This is a genomic window from Leptospira selangorensis, from assembly GCF_004769405.1.
In the GTDB taxonomy this organism is placed as follows: Bacteria; Spirochaetota; Leptospiria; order Leptospirales; family Leptospiraceae; genus Leptospira_B; species Leptospira_B selangorensis.
In genome coordinates this window covers 87,667-106,173 of sequence record NZ_RQES01000019.1, presented here as the reverse complement: position 1 = coordinate 106,173, position 18,507 = coordinate 87,667, and the positions used below count along the sequence as shown (strand labels likewise).

Below are 18,507 nucleotides of genomic sequence, written 5' to 3'. Positions count from 1 at the left end.
TTAATGGCAACCAAGGAACTAAGAGAAGGATTTACCACCGGAGCATGCTCTGCTGCCGCGGCAAAAGCCGCCACCAGAGTCCTGATCTTAGGCCAAACCATTAAAGAAATTGAAACTACCCTTCCTAACAAAAGAAAAGTTACCTTCGAACTAAAACGTTGTGAGATCTCTGATGATAGTGCGGTTTGTAGTATTATCAAGGACGCAGGAGATGATCCGGATTGTACTCACGGTGCGGAATTAACTGCATTAGTAAAACTAAATCAAGAAAACAAAATTATATTAAAGGGTGGAGAAGGAGTAGCTGTAGTTACTAAAGCGGGACTCGGCTTAGAGATCGGAGAACCTGCTATCAATCCGGTCCCAAGAAAAAATATTACTGAAATGATATTAGAAGAACTGATAGGTTCCGCATTCTCAGGTGCGGAAGTTACGATCAGTGTCCCGGGTGGCCAAGAGATGGCCAAAAAAACAATGAATGAACGTCTGGGGCTCATCGGAGGGATCTCGATCTTAGGTACAACCGGGATCGTAAAACCGTATTCCACTGCAGCATATAAGGCAAGTGTAATACAGGCCATACAGGTCGCTAGAGAATACGGAGAACATAGTATTGTTTTAACTACGGGAGGAAAATCGGAAAAGTTCGCAATGGACCTTCTCCCGAACATGAATGAGATCTCATTTATACAAGTCGGTGACTTTATAGGAACCGGTATCAAGACCTCTATTAAAGAAGATATCCAGCATGTGATCATTGTAGGAATGATCGGAAAACTCTCCAAGATGGCCGACGGGGTCATGATGACCCATAGAGGAGGCTCTTCCGTAAATACAAAGATGCTCGCAAATATTGCAAGATCTTTGGAGATCCCCGAGGCGGTCTGCACTAACATAGAAGCGGCAAACACTGCAAGACATGTATTAGATATTTGTAAAGAATCCGGGCATTTTTATATCACTACCAGGATTTGTGAGATCGTCTCCGAAAATTGTTCAAAACATGGATTGGGCCAAAGAGTATCCACTTATATGGTGGATTTTGACGGAACACTATTAGGAAAGTTTGAAGCTCCCGAAGGCTGGGGAATCAAAGGAGAAGTGGAACAATGAACGATATGAGACAAATGACTTCCTTAGGAAGGGAAATCGAAAATAGCTCGTTTGCGATCATAGATGAAGAAGCGGGAAATCATTCTCATCCTCCCGGCGATTGGGAAGTTGTCAGACGGATTATACATGCCACTGCAGATTTTGAATATAGGGATCTGACTAAGATACATTCGAATGCAATAAGGGACGGGATCCAAGCATTAAAAAACGGATGCCCTATTATTTGCGATGTTCAGATGATCATTGCTGGATTAAACAATGAACGTTTAGATTCGTATGGCTGTAAAACTTATAGTTTTATTAGCGATCCGGAAGTAATCCAAAGAGCAAAAGAAAATAACTCCACAAGAGCAATAGAGTCCATGCGTAAGGCATCTAGTTTAGGACTCCTGAACGGAGCCGTAATCGCGATCGGAAATGCTCCCACTGCACTATTAGAGATAGTAAGACTTGTGCAAGAAGAAGGAATTCGTCCTTCTCTTGTGATCGGAGTTCCGGTTGGATTTGTTTCCGCTGCAGAATCTAAGGAAGCATTATTAGATATCAAATTCCAATCCGAATATTCCATCCCTTATATCCTTACGAGAGGAAGAAAAGGTGGAAGCACAATCGCTGTTTCCATCATACATGCACTTCTACTTCTTTCGACGGAGAAAAAATTTTGAAAGCGGTTACCGTTATAGGGATAGGAGACGATGGTTGCGTCGGACTCTCGAGTAAAGCAATGGGCGCTGTTGCAAGAGCAAGGATTCTCGCCGGAGGAGAAAGACATCTGGACTTCTTTCCTCAATTTGATGGAGAAAGGATCATCATCAAAAATGATGTAGTTAAAACTGCGGAGAAGATCGCTGAACTTTCTGCAGAGCATACGATATGTGTACTTGCCTCCGGAGATCCCCTGTTTTTCGGGATAGGAAATTTGATCTTAAAAAAAGTAGGAAGGGATCATGTTGAATTCATTCCGGCTCCAAGTTCGGTGCAAAATGCTTTTTCCAAAATTGGGGTTAAATGGGATGACGCTTCCTTTCTTTCTCTTCATGGAAGACCGATAGAAGGGTTCATTACAAAACTACAAAGTTTATCAAAGGTAGCCTGCCTTACTGACGAGACGAACTCTCCTGCCAATATAGCTAAATATTTATTACATTATTCTGAAATAGATTGGAAAGTATTCGTTTGCGAAAATTTAGGAGGAAAAGAGGAGAAGGTCCGTGAATTTGAACTGGAGACCTTAGCGGAAACCCCTAATATTTCCGATTTAAATGTACTTATCTTCATTAGAAAAGATCCGAATTGGAAACCTTCTCCAGTTCTCCCTTTTTTGGGAGAAGATGAATATGCGAAACGTCTTCCTAAAAAAGGGCTGATCACCAAAAAAGAAATCAGGATACTTTCTCTCTGCGCGTTGGAAATCCGACCAGACTCAGTGGTATGGGACATTGGAGCCGGCTCTGGAGCAGTTTCAATAGAAGCGGCCAGGATCGCAAGAGAAGGAAAAATATACGCCGTCGAAGTAGATTCGGAAGGAATCGAAATCTGCCAACAGAATATTCTCTCTCATAAAACGGATAATGTTTTTTTAATACATGGAAAAGCACCTCAGGCATTGGCCGACCTTCCCTCCCCAGATTGCGTATTCATAGGAGGGTCCAAGGGAAATATGAAAGAGATCATAGAGCTTTCCTGGAAAAGATTAAGCTCGGGCGGATGTTTAGTAGCGAATGCAATCACCTTGGATAATGTGTCCGAGGCTTACAAAACTTTCAAGGACATGGAACTAATCCCGGAAGTAAGCTTAATCAATATCTCCAGAGGCCAAAAACTCGCCGATTACCTCAGATACGAGGCATTAAACCCAATCCATATTTTTAAAATTAGGAAATCTTAATACATTTTATGAATGTAAAAACTAAATACGGAAAATTATACGGGGTCGGAGTTGGCCCTGGGGCAACCGACCTAATCACTCTCAGAGCGGTCAATGTACTCAACACAGTCCCAGTGCTTGCCATTCCAAAAAGTAGTGAGTCACTTCCCTCTTTTTCTTGGAGAGTTTGTTCCCCAGTAGTTCAGGAAAATGAAACACAAGAGAAATTATTTTTACATTTTCCGATGACCAAAGATCCGAATATACTTATCCCGGCTTGGGATAAGGCATTCAAAGAAATAGGTCTTCGATTGGAAAAAGGTTTGGATGTTGCATTCATCACACAAGGAGATCCTTCCGTATATAGCTCCTGGAGTTATCTATTAGATGAGGCACCGGAAAGATGGCCTGGTATCGAGATAGAAATTGTTCCGGCCGTTTCTTCTATTACCGCTATCCCAGCAAGTTTACTTACTCCTCTTGCAGACGGAAGAGAAAGATTCTGCGTTCTTCCTGCAACCTACGGTTTAGAGGATTTAGAAAAACTGATCCAAGATTTTGACACTATCGTTCTCACAAAGGTAGGACAAGTAGTTCCGGAATTAATCAGAATATTAAAAGAGCAGAATATTCTAGAAAATGCAACCTATGTTTCTTACGGAACGACCGACCGCCAAAGGATCGTAAAAGATATAGAATCCATCAAGAATGAAACTTGCGATTATTTCTCTATGGTTGTCATTTCCATCAGAAGACGAAAAGGAGTTCTAAGGGGGATTTCGGATGATTCAGAGTAGAAAACCCTACGCAATCTATGTAATCACCAAACATGGTTTAAAAACGGGAACAGAATTATTTCATTCTCTAAAAGGAGCGGATATATTCGTTTCTCCCAAATTTATCTCGGAAGCTCCTAAAGAATCCAAACTTTTAAGTCTTCCTATGGAACCTACACTTAGGGAAACTTTTATGGAGTACGATTGCCATATTTATGTGATCAGTGTAGGTGCAGTAGTTCGGATGATCTCTCCACTTTTGGTCAGTAAAAAAACGGACCCGGCAGTTCTTTGTATAGATGATCAAGCAAAGTTCACTATCTGCGTTTTGTCCGGCCATGTTGGAAGAGGCAATTTTTTTACTCAGAAAATTTCCGATCTTTTGGAAAATATTCCGGTAATCACAACAGCTTCCGACGTTTCAGGAACTTTGACTGTAGATATTTTGGGCAGAGAGTTAGGCTGGAGTTTAGAGGACCAAGACAGAAATGTAACCAGGGCTTGCGCAGCAGTAGTAAATGAAACAAAGGTTTTGTTCGTACAAGAAACTGGTGAACCGAGTTTTTGGCCCTTAGAAAAAGATCTGCCCAAGGGTGTAGAATATTCTATTAATTTAAAGAATGTAGATCCTAAAGATTATGAAATCCTTTTGATCTCGAGCGATAGAACGGACATTAAAACAAAAACTCCGGAAATATATTCGAATTCCGTGATCTACAGGCCAAAATCCCTGATTTTAGGCTTAGGTTGTGATAAAGGAATTCCAAAAGAAGTAGTAGAGAACGGGATTATAAAAGTATTAAAAGAATATAATCTATCTATTGAATGCATAAAATCTATTGCCAGCGTAGATGCTAAAAAAGAAGAACCTGCGTTTTTGGAAGTTTCAAAAAAATACGGCTGGGATTTTATAACCTTCTCCGCTGAAAAATTGGACCAGGTGGATGGAATTTCAGAAATTTCTAAAGCGGCGTCTGAATATGTCGGAACTCGCTCGGTAAGCGAAGCCTCCGCACTTCTTCTTTCCGGATCAGATAAATTACTCGTTACTAAACAGAAATATAAAGAAACGGAAGGTGGAAAAAATCTAACGGTTGCAGTTTCAAGAATACCGTTTGAAACCAGATCAGAAATCCGCGCTGAAAGTTTGGAGAAAGTATGAACGAAACTCCAAAAGGAAAATTGAATATTGTAGGAATAGGTCCGGGAAACGATTCACATATTACTCCTGCGGCATTATCCGCTATCAAAGAAGCCGATTCCATAATAGGATACACAACTTATATCAATTTAGTAAAACATCATCTAAGCGGAAAACAAGTCACTCGAACAGGAATGACAGAAGAGATCACTCGTGCACAAACAGCTGTAGAGTCGGCAAAGTCAGGACAAACCGTAACATTAATCTCTTCCGGAGATGCAGGCGTGTACGGAATGGCAGGTCTTGTATTTGAAGTTCTAAGAAAGACAGGCTGGAAAAAAGGAGACTCTCCTGAGATCAAAATGATCCCGGGAATAAGTGCCGATAGCTCCTGTGGTTCACTTGTAGGTGCTCCGATGGTGCATGATTCAGCAAGAATTTCACTTTCCGATCTTTTGACTCCTTGGACCGTGATCGAAAATCGTATCGAGTCAGCTGCCAAGGGTGATTTCGTAATCAATCTATACAATCCGGCCTCCGGCAGAAGACAAAGACAGATCGTAGAAGCTGCTCGTATTATCAAAAAATACAGATCTGGTAGCACTCCGGTAGCACTGGTCAAGAGCGCATACCGTAGGCAAGAGAATGTTCAGTTTTCGGATCTGGATCATTTTTTGGAATTCGAGATCGGAATGAATACTACGGTTATTATAGGTTCTTCTCAATCTTTCGTATATGAAGGATTTTTCGTAACTCCGAGAGGATACGGAAATAAATACTCTTTAGAAGATGGATCATTGAAACCAGGACAAAATAGAGCCGTTTCTCTAAGAACGGAAAACGACCTGGCCAGCAGAATACCGAAAGAATCACCTTCTCCTAATTTAAATATCACTAATATACAAGGTGCGTTCGTTAAAACAAGCACCACAGTTTTCGAGCAAGAAAAAGAAGAATTAGTCGAGCACCTGGACTCCTCCGTTTCTACGGCACTAAAGGTTTTGCAATTTTTAGATACAACGCATCAAAAAAAAGATACTCAGATCCCGGAATTAAGATCCGAAGAAAAAATCCAACAACTAGGACGTATAGGCGGATCTATTCTTTACCAAAATGATAAGAACTATTATCTGATTGGAAAATTAAAAAGACCTACCGACCTGGAAATATTCGGTTTTTATAATCCAACCGAACAAGATCAAAAATGGGTACGACTAAACATTAAAGATCATTCTACCCTTTCTCGAAATCAATTCGATGTTCTGATCTCTTTCCCCTCGGAAGGTTCTCCGGAAGAAATTTATGATCTATTTTCCATTTATCGGAATTCATCCATTAGCGAAAGGCTTTGGAATTACGTATTGGATAATAGTAAAAAGACCATCTGGGAAAATAAGAAATATGCGGATGCAAGATGGTTGGGGCATTCTCCCAAACAAGTTTGGTCCTCTTTCAGGGAAAATATTTTAAAATGCGATTGAGAGTAATATTATGAAAGTATATATTATTGGCGCTGGGCCGGGAGATCCTGATCTAATAACTATCAAAGGTGCGAGACTTGTAGAAACCTGTCCTATCGTTCTTTATACCGGTTCTCTCGTACCACAAAGAGTGATAGAAAGAGCCGCATCGACGGCAACAGTATTAGATTCATCTAAAATGACCTTGGAAGATATCATTTCTATCTTAGAGGAAGCTAAGAAGAAGGACCAGGATGTTGCGAGAGTCCATACAGGAGACCCGTCTATTTTCGGGTCCACTGCCGAACAGATGAGAAAAATGGATGAATTAGGAATTCCCTACGAAATAGTCCCGGGAGTCTCCTCGTTTACAGCAGCTGCGGCGATGCTTGGTAAAGAACTCACTCTTCCTGAAGTTTCTCAATCAGTAGTGATTACAAGGGCAGAAGGAAGGACTCCTATGCCGGAAAAAGAAAAATTAGAAACTTTCGCTTCCACTGGAGCCACCCTAGTATTCTTTTTAAGTGTTTTACATATTCGTAAAATTACAGAAGAACTTATTCCTCATTATGGCAAGGATTGCCCTGTATCCGTCGTGCAAAAGGCAACTTGGCCGGAGCAAAAAATAGTAACAGGGACCTTAGAAACTATAGTATCTAAGGTGAAAGAAGAAAAGATCACTGCAACCGCGATCATCTTCGTAGGAAAAGTATTAGACTGCCACGATTTTGCGGATTCCAGACTTTATGCTTCCGACTTCTCCCATAAATTCAGAAAGGCAAACAAGAAAGAAATTACTCGGAAAGCGCATGAATCCCTCTCCTGAAAAAAAAGGACTCATCTTAGTATTTACCGGCCCCGGAAAAGGAAAAACCACTGCTGCTCTCGGAATTCTATTCAGAGCATTAGGAAGGGGAATGAAATGTGGAGTCGTTCAATTTTTAAAAGGAAAATGGGAAACCGGAGAGAGAAAATTCGCCAAAACAATTGCGGATCTGGACTTTCATGTAATGGGATTAGGATTCACTTGGGAAAGTGACGATCTGGACCGGGATAAAAAAGCGGCAAGATTAGCTTGGGAAAAATCATGCGAAATGATATTTTCAGAAAATTATAAAATACTCATATTCGATGAAATTACTTATGCGTTCCATTATGGATGGCTTACTCCGGAGGAAGTTTCGGAGGTCTTATCCAAAAAACCGGCAGACCTACATATTATTCTCACAGGAAGGAACTGTCCTAATCTTTTAACGGATATGGCGGATTTAGTTACTCATATAGAATCTCCGAAACATCCTTATAAAAACGGGATCCCCGCCCAGATCGGGATAGATTATTAAAAAAATATGATACAAGAGATCAAAATACCTAGAATACTGATCTCCGGAACAGGAAGTGGTACGGGAAAGACCACATTTACAATAGCACTTACCAAGGCATTACAAGCTAAAGGTCTAAAAGTTTCTGTATTCAAATGTGGACCGGACTATCTAGATCCAGGCTATCATTCTTTCGTTACAGGTAAAACCTGCCAAAATCTGGATGGATGGCTGATGGGAAAAGAATCCGTAATTTCCAGTTTTGTAAGCGCAAGCCAGGGATCGGACATTTCCATCATAGAAGGAGTGATGGGATTATTCGATGGCCATTCACCCAATTCAGAAACAGGCTCTACTGCCGAAATTGCTAAATGGTTAGAAGTCCCCACAATAATATTGATAGATGCATCGGGAATGGCGGCGACTTTTTCAGCAATTGCTTCCGGTATCAAAAATTACGATCCTCAAGTTCCCATCCAAGGTTTTGTTGCAAATTTTATAGGAAGTAAAAGCCATCTTTCCATTATAGAAACTGCAAGTATTCCTTTACCTGTTTTAGGTGGATTTCCGAAATCCAATGATTATTCCTTTCCTGAAAGACATTTGGGACTTCGCACTGCCGGTCCGGATATTTTAACCGAAGAAAAACTTTCTTATTGGCAAAATTTATCGGAAGAGTGGCTGGATCTAAATAAAATTTTAGAAATTGCAAATTCTGCTCCCCCACTTATAGCGAAAGAATTAGTCGAGACTCAAACAAAGACGAAAGATTGTAAAATCGGAGTCGCCTACGATGAAGCATTTCATTTTTATTATGAAGAAAATTTTAAAAAATTGAGAGAAGAAGGAGCAGAACTCGTCTTTTTCTCTCCACTAAAAGATACTAAACTCCCGGAAGTAGATGGATTATACTTTGGAGGAGGATATCCGGAACTATTCGCAGATCCTTTATCGAAAAATAAAGGCCTAATACAAGAGATCAAAAATTTCGCAAATTCGGAAAGACCTATATATGCAGAATGCGGAGGACTGATGTATCTTTCCTCGGAGATCCAAACGTTAGAAGAGAAAAGTTTCCCCATGGTAGGACTTATTCCTGGCAAAGCGATCATGGGCCCTAAACTCAAAAGTTTAGGTTATGTAGAAGTTCATACCGAAAAAAGGACCATCCTGGGGGAAGCCGGCATCCGATTTAGAGGACATCAATTCAGATATTCCGACCTCATCTTAGAAAACGAAGATGAGTCATTATTCTCCTATCATATCAGAAAGCGAAAATCGGAACAAACAACTAAAGAAGGTTATACCGTTTCAAATGTTTTAGCAAGTTATGTGCATGCGCATTGGGCATCAAATCCTGAAATACCGAAAAACTTTATAGCTTCTTGTAGGAGATTTAAAGTTTGAACTTTTTTCAAAAAGATCAAATCAGAGTTTCCGAAACTTGGCTGGAACTCCAACTTTCGCAACCCCACTCTTCTTTAAGCTGGGCAGTGGTGGGAGGAGGATATTTAACCACGAATAAAGTCTACTGGTTGAAAGTCTCCAATTCCGACTTAAGCCCTGAGATACTTCCGGAAGAATTTTATAGAAACTGTTTAGTAGATAAGGGAGAAAAAGAAGAAGTTTTAGGCTTTATGACAAGTGCTTCTCTTTTAAATTATTCTGTAGCCGAAAAAAGTATGGATAATTTACACGTTAGATCCATCGCAACCGTTGGTTTAGGAAATGCAGTTAGAGTCGGAGATCCTCCAAAACAAAATAAAAAAATAGGAACAATCAACTTACTCGTCCAAACTTCCGAAACAATCACCTTTTCAGCATGTATTGAGGCAATCTCTATAGCGTCCGAGGCAAGGACCTTAGCTGTTTTAGAATCGGAGATCTTGTTACATGGCGAAAACAAACCCGCTACTGGTACAGGCACGGACTGTATCGGGATAATCTCTCCTATTTCAACGAATGGATTAGATTATGTGGGAAAACATACAGTCTTGGGGCATCTGATCGGAGCCGCCTCTTACGAAGCAGTCAAACTAGGCATCCTTAAATGGAAAAAAACCAGAAACCAACTGCTTTCGGAACATGGGATACACGTAAATATATGAAAAAATCATTATGTTTACTTAGGCATCCAAGCATTCCTTCAGAATATGGAGGAAAATATTTGGGAAGAAAAGAAGTCTCTCTCTCCGAAGAAGGGGTCCAAGAAATAGAAAAAATTAAAGTAAAAGTCCAAGAGAAATTCTTGAATGGAAAAGTATATTTAAGCCCAAGCATTCAATGTAAAGAAACTTTTCACACATTAGGATTTCCTAAAGAGATCCATCCTGAACTAAGGGATGAATTACAAGAATTGGATTTTGGGAATTGGGAAGGCAGATCTTTTTCAGAGTTAGCTGAAATAAATTTAGAAGGTTTAAAAAAGTTCGCGAATTTTTCTTCTTCTTTCAGATTTCCGAATGGAGAAAGTTTGAATGAATTCCAGAGGAGAACGGAAATATTCAAAGAACATATTCTCTCCTCACCGGATCGTTACATTTTTATTTTAAGTCATGGAGGAATTCTCTCCAGTTTGCTTTGTTCCTTTTTAGGACTCCCGTATTCTTTCTATACAAAGTTCAAAATTTCTCCTTCTACACTTATTTACTTAGATATATTTCATAATGGCCAAGCAGTCTTAACTGATCTTATTAGAATTCCTGGTATAAGGAGATCGGAATGGCCAGGATAATTTTAGTGACCGGAGGATGTAGAAGTGGAAAAAGCAGATTCGCATTAGAAAAGGCGAATTCTCTAGTAGGAGAAAAATTCTTTTTAGCCACCTGCCCTCGCATAGATTCCGAAATGGATGCAAGGATACAAAGACACCGGCAAGAAAGAATAGATTGGAACACGATAGAGGAAGAATTGGAACTTTCCTCTCTATTTGATTCCATCCCTTCAGGATCTATTGTGCTTCTGGATTGCCTAAGTCTTTGGATCAATAATTTGATGTTTGATGCGAATAATAAAAACCTAAATCTTACTCAAGAACAGATCAACATGACTTGTTTAAATTTAGGAAAACATATCTTGGATTCAAAAGCAAAAAATGTATTTATAGTCACCAATGAAGTCGGAATGGGTCTCGTTCCGGAAAATAAAGAAGGCAGATTGTATAGAGATCTATTAGGGATCTGCAACCAAACATTTGCATCTATCGCAAATGAAGTGTATTTTTTAGTGAGCGGCATACCGATCCGAATCAAAACTTCTACGGATAATAACTTATGAAATCGGATCATATAAGTCCCCATGGAGGAAATTTATTCAGGATGGCGAACATTGCCGGGGTTGATCCTGCAGAAATTCTGGATTTCTCCTCTAACCTAAATCCTCTAGGTTTTCCGGATTGGGTCCGCCCATTGATCCATTCACGGATCAGCGACCTGATACATTATCCGGATCCGAATTACACAAAGGTGAGAATCTCTTTAGAGAAACATTGGAATATTCCAAAAGAAGAAATTGTTTTTGGAAATGGTGCCTCGGAGTTAATCAATATTCTTCCTAAGATAAAAAATTTCGATCTGGGAGTAATCGTCCAACCTTCTTATATCGATTATCAAAAAAGTCTAAAATTAGCCGGGTTACAGATCCAGGAAATACATCTCCAAAAAGGATCCAACTTTGAATTAAATTATGATGAGCTCATCCAAATTTTAGAAAAAAATCCTGAAAAACAAATTTTAGTCCTATTAGGACATCCAAACAATCCCACAGGAAAATTATTAAATAGAGAAAAGATCCTAAAAATCGCTTCCGATCATAAAAATTCGTTTTTTGTAATAGATGAATCTTTTATAGATTTTTGTCCGGGAGATATTTCATTTCGAAATTTTAGATCCGAAAATCTGGCAGTACTTTGGTCTTTGACTAAAATTTTAGCTCTTCCCGGACTTAGGATAGGAGTTTTGTTAACGGATCCCAAGGTTGCCTCCAAAATTTCGGAACTTCTTCCTAGTTGGTCCTTAAATAGTTTAAGCGCTTCCATTCTGGAAAAATTCGGTGAAGACCAGAAATTTCTATTAGAAACCAAAGAAAAAATCACTGAGTGGAAGAACATATTTAAAAAGGACCTGGAAAATTTGGAAATTTTCCGGATCTATGATACAGATACGAATTTTATTCTTCTGGAATTTTCGGATCCAAAAAGGGATATTTCGGAATTAGAGTACCTTCTTCTTAAAGAATTCAAGATCGGAGTTAGAAACTGCGGTAATTTTAGTGGATTAGAAAATAATTATATAAGGATTTCAATCAAAACTCCTGAAGAAAATGAAAGGTTTATACAAACATTCCGCTCCATATTTAAAAAAAATCCAAAACCTTCTAAAATAAAAAAAACAAAACCTGCACTTATGCTCCAAGGTACGGCTTCCAACGTAGGTAAAAGTATATTGGCAACCGCGTTCTGCAGGATCTTTACCCAGGATGGATTTAAAGTAGCACCTTTCAAATCTCAAAACATGGCATTAAACTCTTTTGTGACTTACGAAGGTGCAGAGATAGGAAGAGCACAGGCATTACAAGCCCAAGCATGTAAGATCAGGGCGGATTATAGAATGAACCCTATCCTTCTCAAACCATCCAGTGAAAAAGATTCCCAAGTTATACTAAACGGAAAACCGGTCGAGGCGATGGATTTCAGGGATTATATGAAATTCAAGTTAAGTGCATTTGACGAGGTAAAAAAATCATACAGTTCACTTTCTGAAGAATTCGATATGGTGGTTTTAGAAGGAGCCGGAGGAGTTTCTGAAGTCAATTTAAAAGATAAAGATATTGTAAACATGAGAATGGCGGAATATGCCAAGGCAAAAGTATTATTAGTCGGTAATATAGATCATGGAGGAGTATTCGGCTCATTTGTGGGTGCCATGGAAACTATGTCAGAATGGGAAAGAAAACTAGTTTCAGGTTTCCTGATCAATCGGTTCAGAGGAATAAAAAGTTTACTCGATCCAGGGATCAAATATTTAGAAGAAACTACTCGCAAGAACGTATTTGGAATTGTGCCATTTCTAAACAATCTAAGACTACCTGAAGAAGATTCTCTAGAATTCAAATCAGGCAGTTTAAATGATACCTCCCCACTGGGAGACAGAGTTGATATAGTCCTAATCGACACACCCAGGATCTCAAATCATACAGATCTGGATTCTCTAAGAATAGAACCAGATGTTAGAGTCAGGATTGCCCAGAGAAAAGACGAAATCGGGAACCCGGATGTTTTAATCCTCCCTGGAAGTAAAAATGTGATCACAGATCTGACTTACCTGAAAGAATCAGGAATTTCAGAAACTATTTTAAATTTTCATAAAGAAGGAAAAGTGGAAATTATAGGGATTTGCGGAGGATACCAGATGTTAGGAGAATCCGTCCACGATCCATTCCAAATAGAAAGTAATCTTGGCTCTGCGAAAGGTTTAAATCTGATCGGAGTCAAAACAGTTTTAGAAAAAGAAAAATTACTGAAACAAACCGAAGGTATCCATCTTCTGTCCGGAAAAAAAGTATCCGGTTATGAAATTCATCACGGAAATACGAAAGAAATTTATGCAAAATCCATATTTCAAAATATCTCCGGAGAAAGTTTAGGGCACCAAGGGATTTCGGAAAAAGTTTGGGGAACCTATTTGCATGGAGTATTCGACGAAGACGAGTTTAGAAGAAGTTTTTTAGATAAGATCCGAACCAGAAAAGGAATGAAACCTTTAGTGAACATCCAAGCTAAATATGAATTAGAAACTAATTTAGATCGTTTAGCAGAAGAAGTTAGAAATTCAGTGAATATGAATCGGATTTATAGGATTCTGGGATTAGCATGAATTCCATTTGGATCCTTCCTGCTTCTATACTTCTGGATCTCGGTTTTGGAGACCCCCAAGGTTTTCCGCATCCTGTCAGACTTATTGGCAAGTTTGCAAGATTTATGGAGAAGATTACCAGAAAGTATATATTTTCGGAAAAATTTGCGGGAATAATAACTTCCTTTTCAGTATATTCCATTTCTTTTATATTCCCTTGGGTAATTATTGAATTCTCTCGTTATCTTCATCCTTTTTTAGCAGAACTCACATCCGCATTTATTATATATACCAGTATTGCATTAAAAGACCTTTTGGACCATAGTAAGGACGTATACTCCGCACTCCATGAAAATGATCTGGAAAAAGCAAGACTTATGGTAGGCAGGATCGTAGGTAGAGATACTGCAAATTTAGAAGAACCTGAGATAGTCAGAGCAGGTTTAGAAAGTGTAGGAGAAAGCCTGGTAGACGGGATCACTGCCCCGCTTTTTTTTGCAGCATTGGGAGGACCTTGTCTTGCTATGTTCTATCGTTCAATCAATACACTGGACTCACTCTTCGGCTATAAAAACGAAATTTATCTGAAATTTGGATGGGCCTCTGCCAGAATGGATGATCTTGCAAATTATATTCCAGCAAGACTAACTGCTCCTATACTTTGTATTTCTTCCGCTATTTTAGGTTTTTATCCATTAAGATCCCTTAAAATACTGATCAGAGACGGGAAAAAACATCCAAGTCCTAATTCAGGACTTTGTGAGGCAGCCTTAGCTGGAGCTTTAAAAATACAATTAGGTGGAAGAAATTATTACTCAGGAATCCCAAGTGAAAAACCAAAATTAGGAGATCCGGATCGTAAATTGGTGCCGAATCTGATCTTAGACGCAAACAGGATTATATTTTTGACCTCAATTCTTTCTTCCGTCTTGTTTTTAGGCCTCGGACAAGTAATTCATTTGATAATTGGGGCCTTCTTCCAATCTTAAACTTCCTCTATGAATCAAAAAGAATATCAACTTTTCCTAATCCGACATGGAGAAACGGTATGGAACAAAGAAAGAAGATTACAAGGGCAGACCGATACTCCACTCTCGGAGTTCGGCAAAGAACAAGCTTCTAAATTAGCCGAAAAATTAAAGAATAAAAAAATAGAACTTATCTTTAGCAGCGATTTAAAAAGAGCAAAAGAAACATCAGAACAAATCTCTCATCAATTAGGAATAAAGATCATATATCACCCTGGGCTCAGAGAGATTCATTTAGGAGAAGCGCAAGGAATTTTAGAATCGGATCTTCCTAATAAATTCGGAGAGGAATCTTATTCCGCCTGGAAGAGTTCTGAAAAAGTGTACGACCAATTCAGATTTCCAGGAGGAGAAAGTAAATCGGAAGCTGAACTGAGAATTATAGAATCTATATTAAATTTATTGAAACTACATAGAAAAAATAATATTGCGATCTGTAGTCACGGATTCGTTCTTTCCAGATTTTATGAACATTTTTCACTGAAAAAATTTTCACACTCTAAACTAGGAAATTGTGAAGTGATAGAATTATCTATTCCACTAGAGATTCCGGAAAAAATTATAGGTAAGTAAAATAAATTAGAACGTCCTTTTTTAAATCTTATGAAACTTTTTTCATTGAATAATATGTGAAGGTTCAAAAGATCGTCTTAACTTTCAGGATGAAGTTGGGTGTAACTCCCACGCTGACCCGCAACTGTGATCGGAATAGATCGTAAAGATTTTATCTTTTTGTTCTAATTCCGCAAGCCAGATCTCCCTGCAGACTTAAACCTCGAGGATAGGTAAGTTTGCATTCTCGCCAAGCACGTCCGTGCATCCGCGAAGGGCCCCGGAAGTTAAAAATCGGGGCTCCCGCAAACAAGGGTAAATTCCTAATTGTGTACATTAGAATATCTATATATTCTTATTTTGACATAAATTAGACTAACATTTGTTAGTTTATCTTAGTTTCGGAAGTTTTCCAAAGAAAACGGACGAAAACATGAGGCAAAACATCCTTCGGATTGCCGGTATAGGCATATCCTTATCGTACTTTCTATGTGCGATCTTCTCTCCTATCCTATCTCAGGACCAGGAAACAAAACCGACTAACGGAAAAGAAAGAACGGAAGCCGAAAAATTAGAGCTTAAAAAAAAGATCTCCGAATACAAACCTGATGCAATCGTAATCAGAGATAGAAGATCCAATTTGATCGGGATAGCATCCTCTGCAAGTGAAGGTGTTGTTGGCCCCGACCAGATCAAAACAAGACCAATTATGAGACAGGGAGAAGTTGCCGAGTTAATCCCAGGTGTGATAGTAACTCAACATAGTGGTGGAGGTAAAGCGAACCAATTCTTTCTAAGAGGTTTCAATTTGGACCATGGGACCGACCTGGCTTCCAATGTGGATGGGATGCCTGTAAATAATGTTAGTCATGCTCATGGGCAAGGTTATACGGATCTGAATTTTCTTATCCCGGAACTTGTGGAGCAAATGCAATATAAGAAAGGTGTCTATTATGCAGACCAAGGAGATTTTGCTTCCGCAGGTGCATTCAATATTTCTTATTATAAAAGTTTGGCGAAAGGGATCGCGAATATAGAAGGTGGAACCTTAGGTTATGCGAGGACTCTGATCGCAAAATCCCATAAAATAGGTCCGGGAGATCTTTTGTATGCGTTCGAGGCTTCTCATAATGACGGACCTTGGGTAATTTCGGATAACTTCAGAAGAGTGAATGGTGTTACAAGTTATTCCGTAGGAGACAAACAGAAAGGATTCAGCATCAGTCTCATGGGATATAAAGGTAGTTGGCATTCTACTGGTCAGGCTCCCAAAAGGGCTCTTAGAATGGGTGATTCCTGGTTGGATCCGGATTCAGGCTTAAGCCGATTCGAAAGTGTGGATCACAACGATGGTGGATGGTCTAATAGAGCCAGCATCAATTTCGAAGCACATCGTTTAGAAAAAGGATATGAGGCAAAAACTCAATTTTACGGAATATATTACGATTTACGATTATTCTCCAACTTCACTTATTATTTGGACGATCCAGTAAGAGGTGACCAACACGAACAGGCGGATCGTAGAACGATTGCCGGGAGTAAATCCAGTTATAAGGATATCAGTGAATTTTGGGGAATCCGTATGGAAAATACGATCGGGCTACAAATCAGAAGGGATTATATCCAAAACGGTCTTTTTCATACTGAAAAAAGAGCAAGGTTAGAAACGGTCAGAGAAGACGGAATTATACAATTAAGTTCCGGGATTTATTATGAAAACAAGATACAATGGTCCAAAAAATTCAGAACTGTTTTCGGCCTAAGAGGCGATTATTATAAGTTTAGCGTAGATGATTGGGGAACGAAAGAAAGATCAGACAGAAATGCGAGACTTTATAGCCCGAAAGGAAGTATCATCATCGGGCCTTGGGTTAAAACGGAATTTTATATAAGCGGGGGATACGGATTCCATAGTAACGACGCAAGAGGTGTGGTTCAAAAAACAGATCCAGCAGATCCGTTAGTCCAAACAAGAGGAGGAGAAGTCGGACTTAGAACCGAACCCGTCCATGGTTGGCAATCCACGTTCTCAGTTTGGCAATTGGATATGAATTCTGAACTTCTATTTACAGGAGATAATGGAACAACGGAAGCGAGTAGACCAAGCACCAGAAAAGGATTCGAATGGGCCAATTATTATTCTTATAATTCTTGGCTGATGATAGACGCAGACTTTGCCACTTCCAGATCCAGGTTCAGAGACGATGATCCGTCAGGAAATTATATCCCGGGGTCCATTCGTAACACATTAGCATCAGGAATCACATTAAAAAACACTGATGGTATTTTCGGGTCCCTTAGAGTCAGGTATTTCGGAAATCGTTCTTTAATAGAAGATAATTCCGTTCGCTCCCCTTCGACAACTACAGTGAATCTTCAGTTAGGAAAGAATTTTGGGGAAGACCTGAGTATCGTTTTCGAAGTATTCAATTTATTGAATGCTCATGTAAGTGATATAGATTATTATTATGCTTCCAGATTAAAGAACGAAGTAGTCGGTCCTAATGAAGGAGGATATAATGATATTCATACCCACCCTGCTCAACCTAGGTCGGTACGACTTTCTATGAGAGCTTCCTTTTAGGATCTATTTTTTGACGTAGTCCCGTATTACCAAAATACGATCTACGTCCACTTCCTTATTTTTAGGAACGGACTTAGTAAACGTAAACACTTCAGTACTGAGTCCGTTCTTAGAAAGTAAAAGTCCATGAGAAGGAACCGTCTCTAACGGGATTTTTTCCGCAAAATGACTATCCAACTCGAAACTTTCCATATCTGGAATGTTTTTCATACTCAAAACATCTCCGATAGGTTTTCCTATTGCGTCCGATTCCAACCAACCAGTAAGTTTCTCCGCAGATAAATTCATAAAAGAAATCTGCCCCTTAGAATCAAAGGCAATCACTCCTTCCTGCATATTCCGAAGCTCAGTAGAGACAAGTCTCGCCTTCTCCATTAACTCCTTCTCCACTTCGTGTTTGTAAAGAATAAGCTCGATGACTATCTGCAATTCCCTCGTTTGAAACGGTTTCAGAATATATGCATTCGGTTCCGTTAATTTAGCTCTTGTTAAAGTCTGCGAATCGGAAGAAGCGGTAATATAAACGATTGGAACATCTAAAAACTTTCGGATCCTTTTGGCAGCGTCTATCCCGTCCAAATACCCATTTGCAAGAACTATATCTATTAGGATTAGATCGGGCTGAAGAGCAATTGCCTGTTTGACCGCAGTTTCTCCCGTATTTGCGATGCTAGGCTCCGGATATCCCATCCTTATCAGTCTATGACGGATATCCTGGGCCACAAGCCCTTCGTCCTCTACGATTAAAATTCTGGTATCCCTCATTTCATCTTCCTAAATATTCTAATATCAAAAAATATGAATATTATAAT

Annotated in this window: 17 protein-coding genes; 16 read left to right on the top strand and 1 reads right to left on the bottom strand. The window is 39.3% G+C overall.

The annotated features are described in order from the left end of the window. Positions 1-3 precede the first annotated feature (3 nt). The 16 genes from EHO58_RS15630 to EHO58_RS15555 all read left to right on the top strand — a co-directional run bounded on the left by EHO58_RS15630 (position 4) and on the right by EHO58_RS15555 (position 17,695). Entirely contained in the window at positions 4-1,113 is a 1,110-nt protein-coding gene (locus EHO58_RS15630; RefSeq protein WP_135680548.1) for a cobalt-precorrin-5B (C(1))-methyltransferase, read from the top strand. Then, on the top strand, positions 1,110-1,778 hold the full coding sequence (locus EHO58_RS15625; protein WP_135680547.1) for a precorrin-8X methylmutase: 669 nt from the start codon (positions 1,110-1,112) through the stop codon (positions 1,776-1,778). Before EHO58_RS15630 ends, EHO58_RS15625 begins: the two co-directional genes overlap by 4 nt. After that, positions 1,775-3,001, top strand: a complete 1,227-nt coding sequence (gene cbiE / locus EHO58_RS15620) for a precorrin-6y C5,15-methyltransferase (decarboxylating) subunit CbiE (RefSeq protein ID WP_135680546.1) — start codon at positions 1,775-1,777, stop codon at positions 2,999-3,001. Before EHO58_RS15625 ends, cbiE begins: the two co-directional genes overlap by 4 nt. 8 nt (positions 3,002-3,009) lie before the next feature. Further along, entirely contained in the window at positions 3,010-3,777 is a 768-nt protein-coding gene (cobI, locus tag EHO58_RS15615) for a precorrin-2 C(20)-methyltransferase (protein WP_135680545.1), read from the top strand. Beyond that, positions 3,764-4,918, top strand: a complete 1,155-nt coding sequence (locus EHO58_RS15610; RefSeq protein ID WP_135680544.1) for a cobalt-precorrin 5A hydrolase — start codon at positions 3,764-3,766, stop codon at positions 4,916-4,918. Before cobI ends, EHO58_RS15610 begins: the two co-directional genes overlap by 14 nt. Next, on the top strand, positions 4,915-6,378 hold the full coding sequence (gene cobJ / locus EHO58_RS15605) for a precorrin-3B C(17)-methyltransferase (protein WP_135680543.1): 1,464 nt from the start codon (positions 4,915-4,917) through the stop codon (positions 6,376-6,378). The genes EHO58_RS15610 and cobJ overlap by 4 nt, the downstream gene beginning before the upstream one ends. Before the next feature lie 10 nt (positions 6,379-6,388). Continuing rightward, positions 6,389-7,183 carry a precorrin-4 C(11)-methyltransferase gene (gene cobM / locus EHO58_RS15600; RefSeq protein WP_135680542.1) on the top strand — a complete coding sequence of 265 codons (795 nt, stop codon included), beginning with the start codon at positions 6,389-6,391 and terminating at the stop codon, positions 7,181-7,183. Continuing rightward, positions 7,167-7,700 carry a cob(I)yrinic acid a,c-diamide adenosyltransferase gene (gene cobO / locus EHO58_RS15595; protein ID WP_135627171.1) on the top strand — a complete coding sequence of 178 codons (534 nt, stop codon included), beginning with the start codon at positions 7,167-7,169 and terminating at the stop codon, positions 7,698-7,700. The genes cobM and cobO overlap by 17 nt, the downstream gene beginning before the upstream one ends. 6 nt (positions 7,701-7,706) lie before the next feature. Beyond that, positions 7,707-9,086, top strand: coding sequence for a cobyrinic acid a,c-diamide synthase CobB (locus EHO58_RS15590; RefSeq protein WP_135680541.1), 1,380 nt, complete (start codon positions 7,707-7,709; stop codon positions 9,084-9,086). Further along, positions 9,083-9,787 (top strand): adenosylcobinamide amidohydrolase, encoded by a 705-nt coding sequence (locus EHO58_RS15585; RefSeq protein WP_135680540.1) that lies wholly within the window; start codon positions 9,083-9,085, stop codon positions 9,785-9,787. Before EHO58_RS15590 ends, EHO58_RS15585 begins: the two co-directional genes overlap by 4 nt. Then, positions 9,784-10,413, top strand: a complete 630-nt coding sequence (locus EHO58_RS15580) for a histidine phosphatase family protein (protein ID WP_135680539.1) — start codon at positions 9,784-9,786, stop codon at positions 10,411-10,413. Before EHO58_RS15585 ends, EHO58_RS15580 begins: the two co-directional genes overlap by 4 nt. Continuing rightward, complete coding sequence (cobU, locus tag EHO58_RS15575; protein ID WP_135680538.1) at positions 10,401-10,955, top strand: bifunctional adenosylcobinamide kinase/adenosylcobinamide-phosphate guanylyltransferase; 555 nt, start codon at positions 10,401-10,403, stop codon at positions 10,953-10,955. Before EHO58_RS15580 ends, cobU begins: the two co-directional genes overlap by 13 nt. Next, the gene (locus EHO58_RS15570) at positions 10,952-13,552 is read left to right on the top strand and encodes a cobyric acid synthase (RefSeq protein ID WP_135680537.1); all 2,601 of its coding nucleotides are present in this window, start codon (positions 10,952-10,954) and stop codon (positions 13,550-13,552) included. The genes cobU and EHO58_RS15570 overlap by 4 nt, the downstream gene beginning before the upstream one ends. Beyond that, positions 13,549-14,520: an adenosylcobinamide-phosphate synthase CbiB gene (gene cbiB, locus EHO58_RS15565; protein ID WP_135680536.1), complete on the top strand. Its 972-nt coding sequence runs from the start codon at positions 13,549-13,551 to the stop codon at positions 14,518-14,520. The genes EHO58_RS15570 and cbiB overlap by 4 nt, the downstream gene beginning before the upstream one ends. Before the next feature lie 9 nt (positions 14,521-14,529). Next, entirely contained in the window at positions 14,530-15,132 is a 603-nt protein-coding gene (locus EHO58_RS15560; protein ID WP_135627178.1) for a histidine phosphatase family protein, read from the top strand. Between the two features lie 412 nt (positions 15,133-15,544). Beyond that, entirely contained in the window at positions 15,545-17,695 is a 2,151-nt protein-coding gene (locus EHO58_RS15555) for a TonB-dependent receptor (protein ID WP_135680535.1), read from the top strand. A gap of 3 nt (positions 17,696-17,698) precedes the next feature. Here the strand turns inward: EHO58_RS15555 and EHO58_RS15550 are convergent, their stop codons facing one another. Beyond that, on the bottom strand, positions 17,699-18,460 hold the full coding sequence (locus EHO58_RS15550) for a response regulator (RefSeq protein ID WP_135627180.1): 762 nt from the start codon (positions 18,458-18,460) through the stop codon (positions 17,699-17,701). Positions 18,461-18,507: the final 47 nt, after the last annotated feature.